We start from the raw sequence: 16,340 nt of genomic DNA, 5'->3' as shown, positions 1-16,340 counted from the left end.
GGCATATGTTAAACATCGCATTTATAGCTCATGACCGTAAGAAAGAAGATATCGTTAATTTCGTCATCGCCTACGAGCATGTATTCAAAGATAAGCGGCTTTATTCCACGGGGACGACCGGAAGGCAAATCATGGAAAATACTTCGCTAAAAATACACCGGTTCCTGTCGGGACCGCTCGGCGGGGATCAGCAAATCGGTGCGTTAATTGCCCAGAACGAGATGGATCTGGTCATCTTCCTGCGCGACCCGTTGATGGCACAGCCCCATGAACCGGACATCACCGCACTGCTGCGCTTGTGCGACGTACACGGGATTCCAGTAGCAACGAATATGGCCACCGCCGAAATTTTGGTACGTGCCTTGGATCGCGGCGACTTCGGTTGGCGCGAACTGGTGGAACAGAATAAACCGGGGTTGACAAAATGAACGGCTTACTGGATATCTTAATCTTTGGGGCACATGCGGACGATGCCGAAATCGGCATGGCCGGCACGATCGCCAAGCATATTGCCGCGGGGTACCGCGTGGGCATTTGCGATTTGACCGAAGCCGAGCTGTCCTCCAATGGCAATCCGGTGCTGCGTAAGCAGGAAGCCGAGGCGGCAGCCGATGTGCTCGGATTAGCCGCTCGCATCAATTTGGGGCTTCCTGACCGTGGGTTAACCGGGTCGGCGGAGCAGCTGGCTGCGGTAACCGAGGTGATTCGTCAGTATGCACCGCGGGTGGTTTTTGCCCCGTATTGGGAGGATCGCCACCCCGATCATATCGATTGCAGCAAGTTGGTGGAGGCTGCGGTCTTCAACGCCAAGCTGCGTCGGTACATGCCGGACAAGCCGGCGGTCGCTGCGCCTGAGCTTTATTTTTATTTCATTAATGATTGGGTGACGCCTGATCTGATCGTCGATGTGAGCGCAACCTACGAGCAGAAGGAGCGGGCGCTCCGGTGCTACCGTTCTCAATTCGAGGCCGGTTCGCCGGGCGAAGACATTGCCTTAACCCCGCTGAATCAGGGATATGTGGAACGGGTCAAAGCCCGCGACTCGCTGATTGGTCAGCGTGCCTTGATTCCTTTCGCAGAAGGGTTTATGACGAAAACCGCATATCAGGTTAATCTATTTGGCTCCCATCGCACATAAGCTGAAAGAGGGAACAAACAACAAAGGAGGCCCCCACCATATGGAACCATTTTTGAAAATTGGCATCACATGTTATCCATCCTTGGGCGGTTCGGGGGTTGTGGCCACCGAGCTCGGGAAGCTGCTGGCGGAGAAGGGCCACGAAGTCCATTTTATTTCGCATAGCGTTCCTTTTCGCTTAGGGAGTTACCATAAAAACATTTTTTACCACGAAGTTGAAGTCAGCGATTACTACGTGTTCCGGTATCCGCCTTATGATTTGTCCTTAGCCACCAAAATGGCTACGGTAGCCAAAGAGCAAGGACTGGATATTCTGCATGTTCATTATGCGGTGCCACACGCGGTTTGCGCGTTTCTCGCCAAGCAGATGGTGGGAGACTCGCTTAAGGTCGTGACAACGCTGCATGGGACCGATATCACCGTATTGGCGCAGGACGAATCGCTCAAGGACTTGATTCGGTTGGCGATTAATGAAAGTGACGCTGTAACCTCGGTGTCCCGCGATTTGATGCGGGAAACCCGCGAGGTCCTCGACATCACGCGGGATATCGACTTGACGTATAACTTTGTTGACGAGCGGGTGTATTACCCGCGCGACGCCAAGAGCTGCCGGATGAATTTTGCCGCTCCCGGCGAGAAAGTGCTGATGCATATCTCCAACTTCCGGCCGGTGAAGCGGGTGAGTGATGTGGTGGATATTTTCCATCAAGTCAACCGGGAAGTTTCGTCGAAACTGTTGTTTGTCGGTGAAGGACCGGAATTGCCCAAGATCCAATGCAAAATCAAGGAGCTGGGCCTGGCCGACCGGGTGCATTTCCTCGGAAAACAGGACGATATCGCTCATGTGATTTCCATGGCGGACGTCTTGCTGCTGCCTTCGGAGAAGGAAAGCTTTGGCCTGGTCGCCCTGGAGGCGATGGCTTGCGGAGTGCCGACCATCGGCTCAATTGCAGGCGGGATTCCGGAGCTGGTGAAGCACGGGGAGACCGGTTTCCTGGCGCCGATCGGCGATACGAAGCAGATGGCAGAGTACTGCATCTCGCTGCTGAAGAACCCGGAGCTGGCTGAGCGGATGCGTGAAGCCTGTTTAACCCGGGCCAAAACCGAGTTCAGCAGCGATAAAATGATGGCAGCATACGAAGAAATTTATTACCGTGTGCTAAATGTTCCAATGCCAACGTTAAATCCGGCGTGCGGTTGATGGGACCGGACGATGATTAAGCGAATTCGCAGCATGTTAACGGCGCAGGGCTGGAGAGCCCTGCGCTTGCTGTGCCGATTTTTTGTCTATGCTTGTATTGATTGGAAGGGAGGTGTCCGCAATCGAAAAACATCATTGGAGTCAAGTTGACCCCCTTATGCTAGCTCAGGGGGAACGTGTGCTGCGTATTTTGCGAGATGGCGGGCACCAGGCTTTTTTTGTCGGGGGTTGTGTGCGTGATGAACTCATGGGGCGCCCGGTCCACGACATGGATATTGCTACTTCAGCGAAGCCGGATGAGGTGGTTCGGTTGTTTGAACGCACGATCCCAACGGGAATTCAGCACGGGACGGTAACGGTGATGATGGGGGATCATGCGTTTGAGGTGACGACGTTCCGCAAGGAGTCGGATTACGCCGATTTTCGCCGTCCGACTTCGGTGGAGTTCGTCGATGCGGTGACAGAGGATTTGCGGCGGCGGGATTTTACGATGAATGCGATCGCCCGGGGGCTGGAAGGCGAGCTGATTGACCCGTTTGGCGGCCGGATGGATATTGAGCGCGGGCTGATCCGCTGCGTGGGCGATGCCAAAGAACGGTTTGCGGAAGATGCCCTGCGCATGATGCGGGCGGTCCGGTTCGCTTCGACCTTTGGGTTCCGCCCGGTTTTAAGCTTGTGGAAGGCGCTCCTTGCAGGCCGGGACAAGCTAGGCTACATTGCGAAGGAGCGCGTGCGGATGGAGCTGGAAAAAATAGTGCTGGGCCCGGATCCGCTGCGCGGGCTGGCCCTGCTGGAACGCAGCGGGCTGCTGCGGTACGCGAAGGCAGCGCAGGAGCCCGCTGCGGCGGAGGCGCATGGCGCCGAGGCGGGGGCGGGCGCCGCTGAGGCAACGCCAGGCGCTGCAGCCACGCCAGGCGCCATCGCCGCGCTGTCGCGGCGCCTGCTGCACCGCGAGCCGCCGCGCCGCGCGCTGCTGGCGGCGCTGCCGCTGCTGGCGCCTGCGCCGCCGGCGCTGCGCTGGTCGCTGCTGCTGCAGGCGCTTGGCGCCCCGGGCGAGGCGGCTTCCCCGCTGCTCAAAAGCTGGACGTTCTCGAACCAGACCGCCCAAGAGGCGGCTGGGATCGTCCGCTTTGACGAAGCGTGGGAAGCCATCCTGGCCGAGGCGCCAGGTGAGCGCGAGCAGCGGCGCGGCTGGATCGGCCTGCAGGTCGCGTTTGGCCGCGAGACCGCCGGGCGGTGGCTGCACCGCCAGCAGGCGGTGGTGCAAGCGGCCATAGGCGACGACGCCAAGCGGCAGGCCGACCAGGCCATCCTGGCACGCGCGGGCCAGTGGCACCGCGAGGTGCAAGTACATACGCTGAAGGAGCTGGCCATCAGCGGCGGCGAAGTGCTGCAAACGGCCGGCCGCAAAGGCGGCCCTTGGCTTAGCGAACTGCTGAAGCAACTGCTGATCGCAGTTGCCGCAGGTGAGCTGCCCAACGACCGGCTAACTCTCCTGAAACATGTGGAAACGGTGGTGAAGAATGATGGAAGCAAACCGATTGCTTGACATGCTGCTGGAGCATCCGGGGCAATATATATCTGGCGAGGAGCTCAGCCGCCGGCTGTCGATCAGCCGGACGGCGGTATGGAAGCAAATCGCCAAGCTGCGCGAAGAAGGCTACGAATTTGAGTCCGCCCCGCGCAGGGGATACCGGTTGACTCGGCAGCCCGACAAGCTGAGTCATGCCGGTTTGCTGCATACCTTGCAGGGGACGAAGACGTTTGGACAACGGCTGAAGCTGCTGGACAGCACGTCCTCCACGCAGGAAGAAGTCCGCAAGCTGGCGGAGGAAGGCGCGCCTCACGGCACCCTTGTGCTCGCCGAAGAGCAGACGGCGGGGCGCGGGCGCCAAGGTCGCCGCTGGTATTCACCGCCGGGCAAAGGCGTGTGGATGAGCCTATTACTGCGTCCCGACCGCCAACCGCTGTCGATTGCGCCGCAGTTGACCTTGCTGACCGCAGTGGCGGTTTGCCGCGCCATACGGAAAGTCACCGGCGTAGATGCCGGTATCAAATGGCCAAATGATATTTTAGCCCGCGGCCGTAAGCTGTGCGGCATTATCGTGGAGTCTGCGGCGGAGGACGAGCTGATCCGGTACGCCATCGCCGGGATTGGCATTGATGTCAATCTGACGGCTGCTGACATTCCGCCGGAGCTGGAGACCATCGCGACCTCATTATGTATTGAAAGCGGGCGGCGGATTGATCGGACAAGCTTGATCGGCGCGGTGATCAAGGAGCTGGAGCAGCTTTACGAGCTTTATATCCAGGAAGGTTTTGCACCGATCGGCCACTTGTGGGAGGCGCTGTCGGTCACGTTGGGCCGAGAGATCACCGTGCATACGCCAAACGGGGTGCTCCAAGGCACAGCAACCGGATTGGATTCGAGCGGCGCATTATTCCTTTTGGATCAGAATGGCAAACATTTCACGATATTCTCTGGAGAAGTACAACTTGGCGGATGAAAAAAATAACGTAATTTGTTATACTGAGCACAGGAGGCGGTATCGGCATCGTTCTGAACTGCACTCCGGTTGCTTGTCGGAGGTATGAATGTGGTGAAAGTTCAAACCGTCGGCCGACTTTTTGAACGACCACAAATCAAGTTGCGTTGGATTCTGCTCTGAGCCGAAAGAGGACCGAGACAGAAGAACGAGGATATAACTCACTCTTCTTTGGACTTCGGACCTTTTTAGTGCCAAACTAAAAGGTTTTTTTGTTGTGCGCGTTTTTGGAGGACTCGCACAAAGTCAAACCGAAGGAGATGGATCAAATGGCAGGGAAACAAGCTTTAAACATTGTGAAAATGAAAAAAATGAAGCAAGACGGCATTCCGCTCGCGATGATTACCGCCTACGACTATCCGTCGGCCCAACTGGCCGAGGAAGCGGGTGCGGATTTGCTGCTCGTCGGAGACTCGCTGGGCAACGTTGTTCTCGGGTATGATTCGACGATCCCCGTAACATTGGACGATATGGTATACCATGCCCGTTCCGTTGCGCGCGGGGCGCAGCATACCTTCATCGTGGTTGACATGCCGTTTATGACATATCACGGAAGTATTGACGAAACGTTGCGGAACGTCCGCCGTTTGATGCAAGAAGGTCGTGCCCATGCCGTCAAAATGGAAGGCGGTGCGGAGATCGCTCCCGCCGTCCAAGCCATCGTGCAAGCCGGGGTGCCGGTGCTGGGGCACATCGGATTGACGCCTCAATCTGTTAACCAGATCGGCGGTTACCGGGTGCAGGGCAAAGACGCTGCTGATGCGAAGCGGCTCATGGAGGATGCCAAGGCGTTGGAACGCGCCGGTGCCTTTGGTATTGTGCTGGAGCTGGTAACGGAAGAAGTGGCAACGGCGATCTCCCGCGAGTTGAGTATTCCGACCATCGGCATTGGCGCGGGACGCGGCTGCGACGGTCAAGTGCTGGTGTACCATGACGTGTTGAAATATACGGCGGATTACCGGGATAAACGGTTTGTGAAAACCTACGCCGATATTGGCGCGCAGATCCGCCAAGGGATTTTAGAATACGTTACGGATGTCAAAAACCGCTCGTTCCCGGCAGAAGAGCATGTGTTCCGCGCGGATCAAGGCGTGCAGGAATCACTGGGAACTTTGTATGGCAAAGGAAAGGTGGAAGTCCGGTCATGAAGACCTTTAACAAGATTGTCCCGCTCCGTGAACAGTTGAAGGATGCGCGGTTCACAGCAGCGAAAGAAGGAAAATCAATCAAAGTTGCGCTCGTGCCAACGATGGGATATCTGCACGAGGGGCATGCAAGCTTGTTGCGTAAAGCACGGGCGGAGAACGATCTGGTAGTGCTGAGCATTTTCGTAAACCCGATTCAGTTCGGGCCCAACGAGGATTTTGAGCGCTATCCCCGCGATCCGGAGAAAGACCTGGCCTTGGCCGAGCGTGAGGGCGTGGATTTCGTCTTTTTGCCTAGCGTTGAAGAAATGTATCCCCAACCGACCCGCACCCATATTAAGGTCGCTGGTTTGACGGACGTGCTGTGCGGTGCTTCGCGACCGGGCCATTTCGACGGGGTAACCACCGTTGTCGGTAAGCTGTTTCATATCGTGCAGCCGGACCGCGCTTATTTCGGGCAAAAGGATGCCCAACAGGTGGCGGTAATCACGCGCATGGTAGAGGATTTGAACTTCGATGTCGAAGTCATTCCTTGCCCGATTGTTCGTGAGGCCGATGGACTGGCGCTCAGCTCTCGAAATGTGTACTTGAGTGCGGAAGAACGGCAGGCTGCACTTGTCTTGTCCCGCAGTCTCGAGCGCGCAAGAGCTAAAGCAGAGGGAGAACGTCCGGTGACCGCAGGGGAGCTGCGGGCGGAAATCCGCGACACAATCAGCGCTGAACCGCTGGCGAATATCGATTATGTGGAAATTTCGGATTTTCCGGAATTGTCGCCTTTAGCGGACGATGAATGTGTTGATGCCGCTGGCCGCCAAAAAGGTGTGTTGATCGCCGTTGCCGTGAAATTTGGCACGACGCGGCTGATCGATAACGTCATTTTAACGAAGAAGGTGAACCATTAATGTATAGAACGATGATGAAATCGAAAATTCACCGCGCAACCGTGACGGAAGCTAACCTGAACTATGTGGGCAGCATTACGATCGACGAGGATCTGATGGAGGCTTCCGATCTGCTGGAGAACGAGCAGGTGCAAGTCGTCAACAACAATAACGGCGCCCGCCTGGAAACGTATGTGATTCCGGGACCTCGCGGCAGCGGCGTGATTTGTTTGAACGGTGCGGCGGCACGACTTGTGCAGCCGGGCGACAGTGTCATCATTATTTCTTATGCCCAAATGTCGCCGGAAGAAGTCCGCAGCCATAAACCAACCGTCGTGTTCGTTGACGAAAACAACAAGCCGGTGGATAAGGCGCATCAAGAACTCCATGCCATGATCCGTTAATAAGGTTGTTCAAAAAGCATCTTCGGATCACGAGGAGGCCATGGGGGAAGGGGCTCGGCGTCAGCCGGGCCCTTCGTATGTTTAATTATGATGCGGCCGCGCTACACTATTCATGCCGCCGAATTGTATTCGATTTTTCGCATATAATTGGGCCGTAGTTCGCATTACCCCCAATCTATTCGATTTTTCATATAGAATTTGGGAAATTGCCCGCTCAACCCACAATTTTGTATGAAATTTCGAATACAATGAGCTGTAAATCGCAACAAACGCTGAAATGTATTCGATTTTTCACATCCAATCAGAGAAACGGGCCATCAAAAAGTGTAATTCCTCCCTGCCGGAATGAAATCGTCCCCCGAAACAAAAAATGTACGTAAGGCTCGGACTGATTTCATTTTCGTTAGGGGGATGCGAATGATGTTTCAGCATGTGTTTGCGGAAATGAATGAGATGTTGGACGAAATCACGAGGAAATACCCCTTGGCCGGCCATGCCCAGAAGCAGGAGCTCGCGAAGAAATGGAGCCTGCTTCAGCATATGAGCGACGGCATTATCGAGGAATGGCTGAGCTTTGAGGAGAAAATGGGATATTTACGCCATGCGTTCCGGAGCCTGGAGTCCAGAGAGACCCCCGATCTTCCTGAATTGGATGACCCCGCCTTTGTGAAAGGCCAAGGGTATTACAAGCTGCTGATGTTTCCCCAGGCTTCTGCTCAATTTGAGCAGGTGGTGAAGCAATTTACGGACAGCGTGTTGGCTCGGACTTATCTAGGGATGTGCCATCTGCACCTCGAGCAATTTGACAAAGCCGCCAAGCATTTCTGGATCGTGCTGGAAAAGGCTGCGAACAAGCGGCTGCGTTCCATTATATACAACGCGCTGGGGTGTATCGAGGCGCACAAGGGCGTATTTGAGAAGGCAAAAGAGTACTTCAAGTTGGCTCATCACAGCGATCCGTCCTTGCCCGAGCCGTTGGCCAATTTGGAGGCTTGTGCGAACAGTACAGGTAAACTGCATTACGGTCCCGAGTTGACTTCGCTATTGTAGGATTTATGATTCATTAACTGCAGGTCACGCACTTATTTACGGCATGTTTTTCGAAGCGATGCGAACACCGCTCATGGCGGCGCATCGCTTGTTTTGTTTTGTGATTTTTATTACAGATATGGTTTGTATTAATTTTCAAATTGGCTATCTTCTGTTATGCTGTAAAGAGACTGGAATGAAGGGACAACTAATTGCAATGAAATATGCTGTGCTTGATTTTGAAACGACGGGTAACCAGTCCTCCGATGATATTATTCAAGTGGGACTTGCCATTATAGAGCCGGATCGATCGATTTCTCAGGTGTATCGTTCCTTCGTCAAGCCAGGCGTTCCGATCCCACCGTTTATTACGGGGTTAACGGGCATCACCGATGAGGATGTGAAGGATGCGCCGGAGCTGGACGAAGTGATGATGGAGATGGTTCCACTCCTGAACGACGTCGTGTTGGTTGGGCACAACGTAGCATTTGATTTTAATTATCTGCAGAGCGCCTTGGACAAAACGGGCTACTTGCCGTTCACCGGACGGATCCTGGACACAATGGATTTCTTGAAAATCCTGTTCCCTTCGCTGACTTCTTACCAGCTGGGGATGGTGGCGGCGGAGTTCGAGGTGGAGCATGAGCGTCCGCACCAGGCGGACAGTGACGCGCTGGCGACGGCGCTGATTTTCCTCAAATGCTTGGAGGAATGTGACCGACTGCCGCTGCTGACCTTACAGCGTTTGGCCGATCTGTTTGCAGGTGAGGACAGCGATCTCGGGTGGTTTTTTGATGCCATGGTGCAGGAGAAGGAGCGCGAAGCGCTGCCAAGCGAAGACGGCTTTGTATACTACCGCCAATTCGCCTTGCAGGTTGAAGATTGGCTTGACATTGAAGCGCCAAGGGACAGCACGGAGCGCAATCCGCTGGCGGGCGTGACCTTCGAGCAGTTTATGGAGCAGGTCCGGGAACGATTGCGGGAGCGTTTGCCGCAGTATGAGGAGCGGGAAGCCCAGAACATGATGCTGAATGAGGTCATGCGGGCTTTTGAGGAAGACAAGCATTTGCTTGTTGAAGCTGGAACGGGAACGGGCAAATCCTTAGGATATCTGCTGCCGGCCATTTACCACAGCGTCAAGAACGAAGAGAAGGTCATGGTCAGCACGCACACCATCAACCTGCAGGAGCAGCTTAGGGAGCGCGATGTGCCGTTGTTGACGGAGGTCGTGCCTTTTCCGTTTCGTGCAGCCGTTTTTAAAGGTAGGCAGCATTATTTGTGCTTGCGCAAATTTGAACATAAAATAAATAGAAAAGACTTCTCAACACCTAAAGAAGAGGTGATGACGGCCGCGCAAATGGTCGTATGGCTTACCCAAACGGAAAGCGGCGATGACGAAGAGCTGAATCTCGGCAATCGCGGCGGTGATTTATGGGAGACGGTGGCCAGTGAGTCGGAATCCTGCTTAGGCCGATCCTGTCCTTGGTTCCGCAAATGCTTCTATCATCGCGCAAAACACGAAGCCGGTGTCGCGGACGTGGTCATTACGAACCACTCTAAGCTGTTTACGGACATCCAGGCGGGGCATCAGCTGCTGCCGGGTTACGAGCGGCTGGTTATCGATGAAGCGCATCATTTAGAGGATGTGGCCGGCAAGCATTTGGGGATTCATATGAAGTATTTTACGGTCGTGCATACGCTGACCCGGTTATTTAAAGACAGCAAGACGGGGCAGCTGGCCAACCTTCGCAGCTCGCTTGAAGCGTCGGGCGCGGAGAAAGCCTCAGAATGGTGCTCGGTCATCGACGGAATCTATCCAACGCTGGTGGACGTGAAGGAGAGCTGGGACAAGCTCAGCGAGCTGCTGTTCAGCTTGATGCCTGACCGCAGCGACGCCGCCCCTGGCGATCCCGGGCAATTCGTGTACCGGCTGTTGCCGAATCGAAAACCAAAGGATTGGGAGACGCTGACCGCGCTCGAAAATCAAATTTACGTAGGTCTTGGCGACGTGCTTCGGAAAGGGGAGCGCCTCCTGTCCGAAATCCGAGAAGAGCAGGACGATTATGCAGCGGAGAGCCTGATCACCGATATCAGCGGCTTGTTTAAAGATTTAGCCGGGGAACGGGAAGCGCTGCGCTTCTTCATGAAGTTGGAGAGCGAGGACACCGTCTATTGGATGGAGGCGAACGGGAACTTCCGTAGCCGGTCGCTCCAGATGTATGCGGTGCCGATTGACGTCAGCGCTCAATTGAAGCAATTTTTCTTCGACCGGAAGAAGAGTGTCGTTATGACGTCCGCGACTTTATCGGTGGATAAATCGTTCCAATATATGATCGAGCAGCTTGGCTTGACTGAGGCGGCGGAAGAGGATCGGTTGATCACAGCGATGCTGCCCTCGCCGTTTAACTACCGCGATCAGGCGTTGCTGGTGATCCCGCGCGATTTTCCAAGTGTGAAGGGCAGCGTGGGGGATGACCATTTCATTCATACGCTGGTGCAATCGCTGGCGGATGCCGCGGTGGCGACGCAAGGTCGCATGCTGGTGCTGTTTACATCCTATCGGATGCTCAGGCAGGTGTATGACCCGCTGAAGGAACTGCTCGCAGCGGAGGGAATCACGGTGATCGGGCAAGGGATGGACAGCGGCAGCCGCACCAAGCTGACCCGGCGGTTCCAAGGGAACAGCGCATCGGTGCTGCTCGGGACAAGCAGCTTTTGGGAAGGGGTGGATATTCCTGGCGAGGCGCTGACCAGTTTAGCGATCGTACGCTTGCCGTTCCAGCCGCCAAACCACCCGCTGGTGGAAGCGAAGAGCGAACGCCTGCAGCGGGAGAAGAAGAATCCATTCATGAAACTGTCCGTCCCGCAAGCGGTTATCCGTTTTAAGCAAGGATTCGGACGACTTGTCCGCTCGTCGCATGACCGCGGCATCGTGATCGTTTATGATACCCGGATCCTGGAATCTTATTATGGGAAATATTTCTTATACTCTTTGCCCGGACCGAAGATGGAGCATATGCCATTAACTCAGATGGTTCCGCGCATCTCGGAATGGTTAAATCCCGAAGCCTAAGCCGCTTCATAGATCGCATTGAAGAATAGGGGGAACAAGCATGAAGTCAGATAAAATTTCGGACGCTGTTGTCCGCAGACTGCCGGTTTACCTGCGTTTCTTAAATGAACTCAGCCGACGGGAGGTGCCAACGGTGTCCTCCCAGGAGCTCGGACAGAAGCTGGATCTCAATCCGGCGCAAATCCGTAAGGATTTGGCTTATTTCGGCGATTTTGGACGGAAGGGGATCGGCTACGATGTCGCTTATTTGATTGAAAAAATTCAACAAATTCTCAATCTGGACCAACAGATTAACGTCGCGCTGGTGGGTGCCGGGAATCTAGGGCAAGCCCTTTCGAATTATAATGCGTATTTGAAGGATAATATGAAGATTGTTGCGGTGTTCGACGCTTCACCGGCTAAGATCGGCAAGCAGATCAACAACATCACGATTCAGCCGATCGAAGAGCTGGCGGAAACCGTCCGGGCGAAAAATATCCGCATCGGCATCATCACCGTGCCGGATACGGAGGCGCAACGCGTAGCGGATGAGCTGGTTGCCGCCGGAATCGGTGCGATTCTGAACTTCGCGCCAACGATTCTGAAGGTTCCGCCGGAAGTTCGGATCCATGCGGCTGACTTCACTACTGATTTGCTGAGCTTGGCTTACTACTTGGAAGACGGAAAGGAAACAAGCAACGTATGAGTCGTAAATGGTTAATTAAGAACGGGACGTTTGCCGTCTTAAATGCGGACCGTCCTGTAATTCACGGATATATGCTCGTTGAGGGCGATACGATCAGCTATATTGGCGAAGAGCGCCCGGAAGGCGTGGAAGGCGCCGAAACGTTGGACGGCAAAGGGTTGTTGTTCCTGCCGGGCCTGATCAATACCCATGGCCATGCGGCGATGTCGCTGCTGCGCGGCTATGGGGATGATATGGTGCTGCAAACCTGGCTGCAGGAGAAAATGTGGCCGATGGAAGCCAAATTTACTGCGGCGGATGTGTATGCCGGTACGGCGTTATCTGTGTTGGAAATGCTCAAGGGCGGGACGACGACGTTCCTGGATATGTACGATCACATGGACGAAGTGGCCAAAGTCGTGGAGGAATCGGGTATTCGCGCCGTGTTGATGCGCGGGGCCATCGGGTTGTGCTCCCCGGAAGAGCAAGATCAGAAGCTCAAAGAAGCGATCGCGTTTGCTCAGAACTGGCACGGCAAGGCAGAAGGCCGCATCACCACGATGATGTCGCCGCATGCACCATACACCTGCCCGCCAGCCTTTATCGAGAAATTTGTGCAAGCTGCCCATGATCTCGATTTGCCGATGCACACGCATATGTCGGAGACGCGCGCCGAGGTAGAGCAGAACGTTAACGATTACGGCGTCCGCCCGGTAGAACATTTGCTGAAGCTGGGGATGTTCTCCCGCCCGACCCTGCTTGCCCACGCTGTGCATTTGACGGACGAGGAAATCGACATCTTGGCAGCGCACGGCGTTACCATCTCGCATAACCCAGGCAGTAACCTGAAGCTGGCCAGCGGGGTCGCCCGCATACCAGAACTCCTGAAGAAGGGCGTAGTTGTATCGCTGGGTACCGACGGTCCGGCGAGCAATAATAACCTGGATATGCTGGAGGAGATTCGTTTGGCTGCGCTGATTCATAAAGGCGTATCCGGCGATCCAACGGCGGTTCCGGCGCTGGAAGCTCTGAAAATGGGGACGGAATACGGCGCGAAATCGGTCTTCTTGCAAAATACAGGCAAGCTGGCTGCTGGCATGAAGGCGGATATCATCGCCTTAAATACGGAGCAAGCCCATTTCCTGCCGAGAACGGATTATATCTCCCATACCGTTTATTCCGCTGGCGCCAAAGATGTAGAGCATGTCTGGGTCAACGGTAAGCAGGTAGTCAAGCACGGTGCTTGTCTGACACTGGATGAAGAACGCATCCGCTACGAGGCGCAAGCGGCGTTTGAGGGACTGTTGGCACGATAATGAGCGGCGCGCGGTTTCCTGAAGGAGGCTGCTTGCTTAGGAAGGGAAAGGAAGAGTAGCTTGAGAAAGCGAACGAAATGGATCCTGCTGTCCCTCGTGATTCTGTTGATCGTGCTCCTGGGTCTCCACCGGTTTTATCTATACATTCATGAGGATACGTGGAAAGCCGAAAGAGCCGCTATCCAGCAGGCGAAGCAGGAGACGGATCTCGTCCGGGGCGACAAGGTTTGGAAGTCGGTATGGGATGAAGTTACCTGGGTCGTGCAAGGGGAGGATGCATCCGGCCGCCAAATGATGGTCTGGCTAAGGGAAGGACATGATCCAGAGGTACGCTTGCTGTCCGATGGCAAGTCCGAGAGCCAAATGCGTGAGATCATCAAACAATCGTTGCCGGGTATCCGGGTGGTTCGGCTGCTGCCAGGCATATACAATAACCAATTGGTGTGGCAGCTGTTCTATAAAGAGAAGGACCACCATTATTATCGGTTTTTCAGTTTCACGACCGGCGAAGCTTTGCCGGAAGTGTTCACCCTGCCGAACCGCTGACAGGGGGTCTATGGATCAATCATAAATAAACGGTTTCGTTGTTTAGGCGAAGAGCCTGAATCGCGGAACCGTTTTTATTTTTTGGCTTGAGAAAAAGTAGCATTTCGGGGTAGAACTACTAGCGTTCATTTTTAAATATCTTCACACTTTTCTTCGAAATTTGATATACGATGTGATATACTCATATTTGTAGTTTTGATATACGGGAATATATATCACAGAGTTGATAGTTTATATAGATAAGGGGGGCATCACGTGAAACTGCGTATTGGACCAATTGCTGCAAGCATTGCTATTTCCGCCCTTGTATTATTTGGTGGATGGTTCCTATATCGGCAGTGGGCGATTGAGCGTCCGCTGGAGAATATTGTGAAGAGTGTAGATGGAGTAAATCATGTCGATATGAACGTGAAAGCGGACGAGCTGGAGCTTAAGCTGAATTTAAAGCCGGGGACGGATCTTGGTGCTCTGGTGCGTCAAATTGAGAAGAACGGGGAGAAGCAAATCGGTAGCCGAACTTTGAAGCTGGATATCGAGGATCATTCTTCGCCGGAACTTGACCAGCTGTGGGAAAACGCCATGTTTACCGTTGCTCAGGCTATGGAAAATAAGCAATATACACAAATTACAGCTGCATTGAAACAGATGGAGCAAGAAAACAGCAAGCTGAAAGCTACGGCAGAGATGGATGAGAAGAACGTGTATATCACCTTAACGGACGGACAATACAGCAAATTTATCATTTTGCCGCGTTCGCCGGAACGGATGGGGGTATGGCCAAATGCGTAAATGGATGATTGAAGCCGCGCTTGGCTTTATTCTCGTACTGATCGTGTTTCTGGCAGTGATCGGCGTTAACGTGATTCCGCTCGTTACGGCCATCGTGTTGTTCGGCGCAGTATTTGCAATGCTCAAAATACGCGGCGGCATCACGATTGGAGCTGCCCAGGAACGGAAACGCAAAAAGCGCGGGCCGGCGAAGCTGACCTTCGAGCAGATCGGCGGTCAGGAGAGCGCCAAGCAGGAGCTCCGCGAAGCGCTGGACTTCATGGTGCGCCATGAGGAAATCAGCAAGTTTGGTATCCGGCCGATCAAAGGGATTTTGCTGACCGGGCCTCCCGGAACCGGGAAAACATTGCTGGCCAAAGCGGCGGCGCATTATACGAACGCGGTGTTTGTGGCCGCTTCCGGCAGTGAATTCGTTGAAATGTATGTCGGCGTGGGGGCAAGCCGGATTCGTGATCTGTTTAAGGAAGCCAGAACCCGCGCGGCTAAGGAAAACAAAGAAAACGCGATTATTTTCATTGATGAAATCGAAGTGATCGGCGGTAAGCGGGAAGGCGGACAGCAGCGTGAATACGATCAAACGCTCAACCAGCTGCTTACGGAAATGGACGGCATCTATACGTCCGACACGCCGCGGATCTTGCTGATCGCGGCGACCAACCGCAAGGAGATGCTGGACAGCGCGTTGCTGCGGCCGGGCCGTTTTGACCGGCATATCCAGGTTGATTTGCCAGACAAGAAGGGACGCCGTCATATCCTCGAACTGCATGCAGCCAACAAACCGCTGCGGGAGGACGTTGATTTGGACAAAATCGCCGAAGAATCGTTTGGCTTCTCCGGTGCTCAACTGGAAAGCGTGATGAATGAAGCGGCGATCTATGCGATGCGGGATGGCGTGGATCAAATCACTCAGGAACATTTGTCGGTTGCAATCGATAAAGTGCTGATGGGTGAGCAGACCGACCGGCAGGCCGCCGAGGAGGAGAAGCGCCGCGTGGCCATCCACGAATTGGGCCATGCGATTGCCGCGGAGGTTGTTGCCCCAGGCAGCGTCAGTCAGGTTGCATTAAGCCCGCGCGGAAGAGCGCTGGGGTATGTCCGGCACAATCCGCAGGACGAGAAGTACTTGTACACCAAATCGTATTTGGAAGGTCAAATTATGATCGCCTTGGCCGGGGCAGCCGCAGAAGAAATTTACTACGGCGGGCGCAGCACCGGGTCAAGCAACGATTTCGAGCAGGCGTTAAAGATCGTGCATACGATGATGACGTCGGGGCTGACCGAGCTTGGAATCGTGAATATGGACATGGTGACGACCGAGGTGCTGATGAACGAAAATACGCGAATTTTGGAGGATCTTGCCGCCAGAACAAAGCGGTTGCTCGAACAGCATTCAGCAGTTTTCGACAAATCCTTAGAGATATTGTTAAAAGAAGAACGTCTCTCCGGCGAGCAATTTCGTTGTCAATTTCGTGACAGCGCCCATTTACCGGCATAATTCATGATGCCGGTTATTTTTTTTTACTTTTTCTTCGTGCTAAGATATTATTATATGTTGGGTGTTAAAAGATGTATGTTTCGACATCTGGAAAACCATATTATGTACAGATG

The 16,340-nt window shown here is 54.2% G+C and carries 15 protein-coding genes; all 15 read left to right on the top strand.

Going from position 1 to position 16,340, the window contains the following annotated elements; translation table 11 throughout:
- The first annotated feature begins 5 nt into the window (after positions 1-5).
- The 15 genes from mgsA to NSQ80_RS11905 all read left to right on the top strand — a co-directional run bounded on the left by mgsA (position 6) and on the right by NSQ80_RS11905 (position 16,227).
- Positions 6-428: a methylglyoxal synthase gene (mgsA, locus tag NSQ80_RS11975; RefSeq protein ID WP_009226983.1), complete on the top strand. Its 423-nt coding sequence runs from the start codon at positions 6-8 to the stop codon at positions 426-428.
- A complete protein-coding gene (gene bshB1, locus NSQ80_RS11970) occupies positions 425-1,138 on the top strand; it encodes a bacillithiol biosynthesis deacetylase BshB1 (protein ID WP_009226982.1) in 714 nt (237 codons plus the stop codon). Before mgsA ends, bshB1 begins: the two co-directional genes overlap by 4 nt.
- Positions 1,139-1,178: 40 nt before the next feature.
- Positions 1,179-2,339, top strand: a complete 1,161-nt coding sequence (gene bshA / locus NSQ80_RS11965) for an N-acetyl-alpha-D-glucosaminyl L-malate synthase BshA (RefSeq protein ID WP_009226981.1) — start codon at positions 1,179-1,181, stop codon at positions 2,337-2,339.
- A gap of 157 nt (positions 2,340-2,496) precedes the next feature.
- Positions 2,497-3,888, top strand: a complete 1,392-nt coding sequence (locus tag NSQ80_RS11960) for a CCA tRNA nucleotidyltransferase (RefSeq protein WP_260070800.1) — start codon at positions 2,497-2,499, stop codon at positions 3,886-3,888.
- Positions 3,863-4,846 (top strand): biotin--[acetyl-CoA-carboxylase] ligase, encoded by a 984-nt coding sequence (locus NSQ80_RS11955; protein WP_339299178.1) that lies wholly within the window; start codon positions 3,863-3,865, stop codon positions 4,844-4,846. Before NSQ80_RS11960 ends, NSQ80_RS11955 begins: the two co-directional genes overlap by 26 nt.
- A 308-nt stretch (positions 4,847-5,154) precedes the next feature.
- Positions 5,155-6,033, top strand: a complete 879-nt coding sequence (gene panB, locus NSQ80_RS11950) for a 3-methyl-2-oxobutanoate hydroxymethyltransferase (RefSeq protein WP_339299176.1) — start codon at positions 5,155-5,157, stop codon at positions 6,031-6,033.
- Positions 6,030-6,932 carry a pantoate--beta-alanine ligase gene (panC, locus tag NSQ80_RS11945; RefSeq protein WP_009226976.1) on the top strand — a complete coding sequence of 301 codons (903 nt, stop codon included), beginning with the start codon at positions 6,030-6,032 and terminating at the stop codon, positions 6,930-6,932. The genes panB and panC overlap by 4 nt, the downstream gene beginning before the upstream one ends.
- On the top strand, positions 6,932-7,315 hold the full coding sequence (panD, locus tag NSQ80_RS11940) for an aspartate 1-decarboxylase (RefSeq protein ID WP_009226975.1): 384 nt from the start codon (positions 6,932-6,934) through the stop codon (positions 7,313-7,315). Before panC ends, panD begins: the two co-directional genes overlap by 1 nt.
- Before the next feature lie 420 nt (positions 7,316-7,735).
- A complete protein-coding gene (locus NSQ80_RS11935; protein ID WP_260070836.1) occupies positions 7,736-8,365 on the top strand; it encodes a hypothetical protein in 630 nt (209 codons plus the stop codon).
- Positions 8,366-8,561: 196 nt separating this feature from the next.
- A complete protein-coding gene (gene dinG, locus NSQ80_RS11930; RefSeq protein ID WP_009226973.1) occupies positions 8,562-11,417 on the top strand; it encodes an ATP-dependent DNA helicase DinG in 2,856 nt (951 codons plus the stop codon).
- Between the two features lie 40 nt (positions 11,418-11,457).
- Entirely contained in the window at positions 11,458-12,102 is a 645-nt protein-coding gene (locus NSQ80_RS11925) for a redox-sensing transcriptional repressor Rex (protein ID WP_009226972.1), read from the top strand.
- A complete protein-coding gene (locus NSQ80_RS11920) occupies positions 12,099-13,397 on the top strand; it encodes an amidohydrolase (RefSeq protein ID WP_009226971.1) in 1,299 nt (432 codons plus the stop codon). Before NSQ80_RS11925 ends, NSQ80_RS11920 begins: the two co-directional genes overlap by 4 nt.
- Positions 13,398-13,457: 60 nt before the next feature.
- Positions 13,458-13,943, top strand: coding sequence for a DUF5590 domain-containing protein (locus NSQ80_RS11915; RefSeq protein WP_009226970.1), 486 nt, complete (start codon positions 13,458-13,460; stop codon positions 13,941-13,943).
- 255 nt (positions 13,944-14,198) lie between these two features.
- The gene (locus tag NSQ80_RS11910; RefSeq protein WP_009226969.1) at positions 14,199-14,732 is read left to right on the top strand and encodes a hypothetical protein; all 534 of its coding nucleotides are present in this window, start codon (positions 14,199-14,201) and stop codon (positions 14,730-14,732) included.
- Positions 14,725-16,227 (top strand): AAA family ATPase, encoded by a 1,503-nt coding sequence (locus NSQ80_RS11905; RefSeq protein WP_339299172.1) that lies wholly within the window; start codon positions 14,725-14,727, stop codon positions 16,225-16,227. The genes NSQ80_RS11910 and NSQ80_RS11905 overlap by 8 nt, the downstream gene beginning before the upstream one ends.
- Positions 16,228-16,340: the final 113 nt, after the last annotated feature.

The organism is Paenibacillus sp. FSL K6-2441 (genome assembly GCF_037964765.1).
Classification (GTDB): Bacteria; Bacillota; Bacilli; order Paenibacillales; family Paenibacillaceae; genus Fontibacillus; species Fontibacillus phoenicis.
This window is presented reverse-complemented; position numbering and strand designations above follow the sequence as displayed.

What these genes read in the sequence shown, in the direction of transcription:
- NSQ80_RS11935 (WP_260070836.1), top strand. Translation starts at nt 7,736, where the DNA reads ATGTTTCAGCATGTGTTTGCGGAAATGAATGAGATGTTGGACGAAATC.
- bshB1 (WP_009226982.1), top strand. Translation starts at nt 425, where the DNA reads ATGAACGGCTTACTGGATATCTTAATCTTTGGGGCACATGCGGACGAT.
- NSQ80_RS11960 (WP_260070800.1), top strand. Translation starts at nt 2,497, where the DNA reads ATGCTAGCTCAGGGGGAACGTGTGCTGCGTATTTTGCGAGATGGCGGG.
- panD (WP_009226975.1), top strand. Translation starts at nt 6,932, where the DNA reads ATGTATAGAACGATGATGAAATCGAAAATTCACCGCGCAACCGTGACG.
- NSQ80_RS11955 (WP_339299178.1), top strand. Translation starts at nt 3,863, where the DNA reads ATGATGGAAGCAAACCGATTGCTTGACATGCTGCTGGAGCATCCGGGG.
- NSQ80_RS11905 (WP_339299172.1), top strand. Translation starts at nt 14,725, where the DNA reads ATGCGTAAATGGATGATTGAAGCCGCGCTTGGCTTTATTCTCGTACTG.
- panB (WP_339299176.1), top strand. Translation starts at nt 5,155, where the DNA reads ATGGCAGGGAAACAAGCTTTAAACATTGTGAAAATGAAAAAAATGAAG.
- mgsA (WP_009226983.1), top strand. Translation starts at nt 6, where the DNA reads ATGTTAAACATCGCATTTATAGCTCATGACCGTAAGAAAGAAGATATC.
- panC (WP_009226976.1), top strand. Translation starts at nt 6,030, where the DNA reads ATGAAGACCTTTAACAAGATTGTCCCGCTCCGTGAACAGTTGAAGGAT.
- dinG (WP_009226973.1), top strand. Translation starts at nt 8,562, where the DNA reads ATGAAATATGCTGTGCTTGATTTTGAAACGACGGGTAACCAGTCCTCC.
- NSQ80_RS11920 (WP_009226971.1), top strand. Translation starts at nt 12,099, where the DNA reads ATGAGTCGTAAATGGTTAATTAAGAACGGGACGTTTGCCGTCTTAAAT.
- bshA (WP_009226981.1), top strand. Translation starts at nt 1,179, where the DNA reads ATGGAACCATTTTTGAAAATTGGCATCACATGTTATCCATCCTTGGGC.
- NSQ80_RS11925 (WP_009226972.1), top strand. Translation starts at nt 11,458, where the DNA reads ATGAAGTCAGATAAAATTTCGGACGCTGTTGTCCGCAGACTGCCGGTT.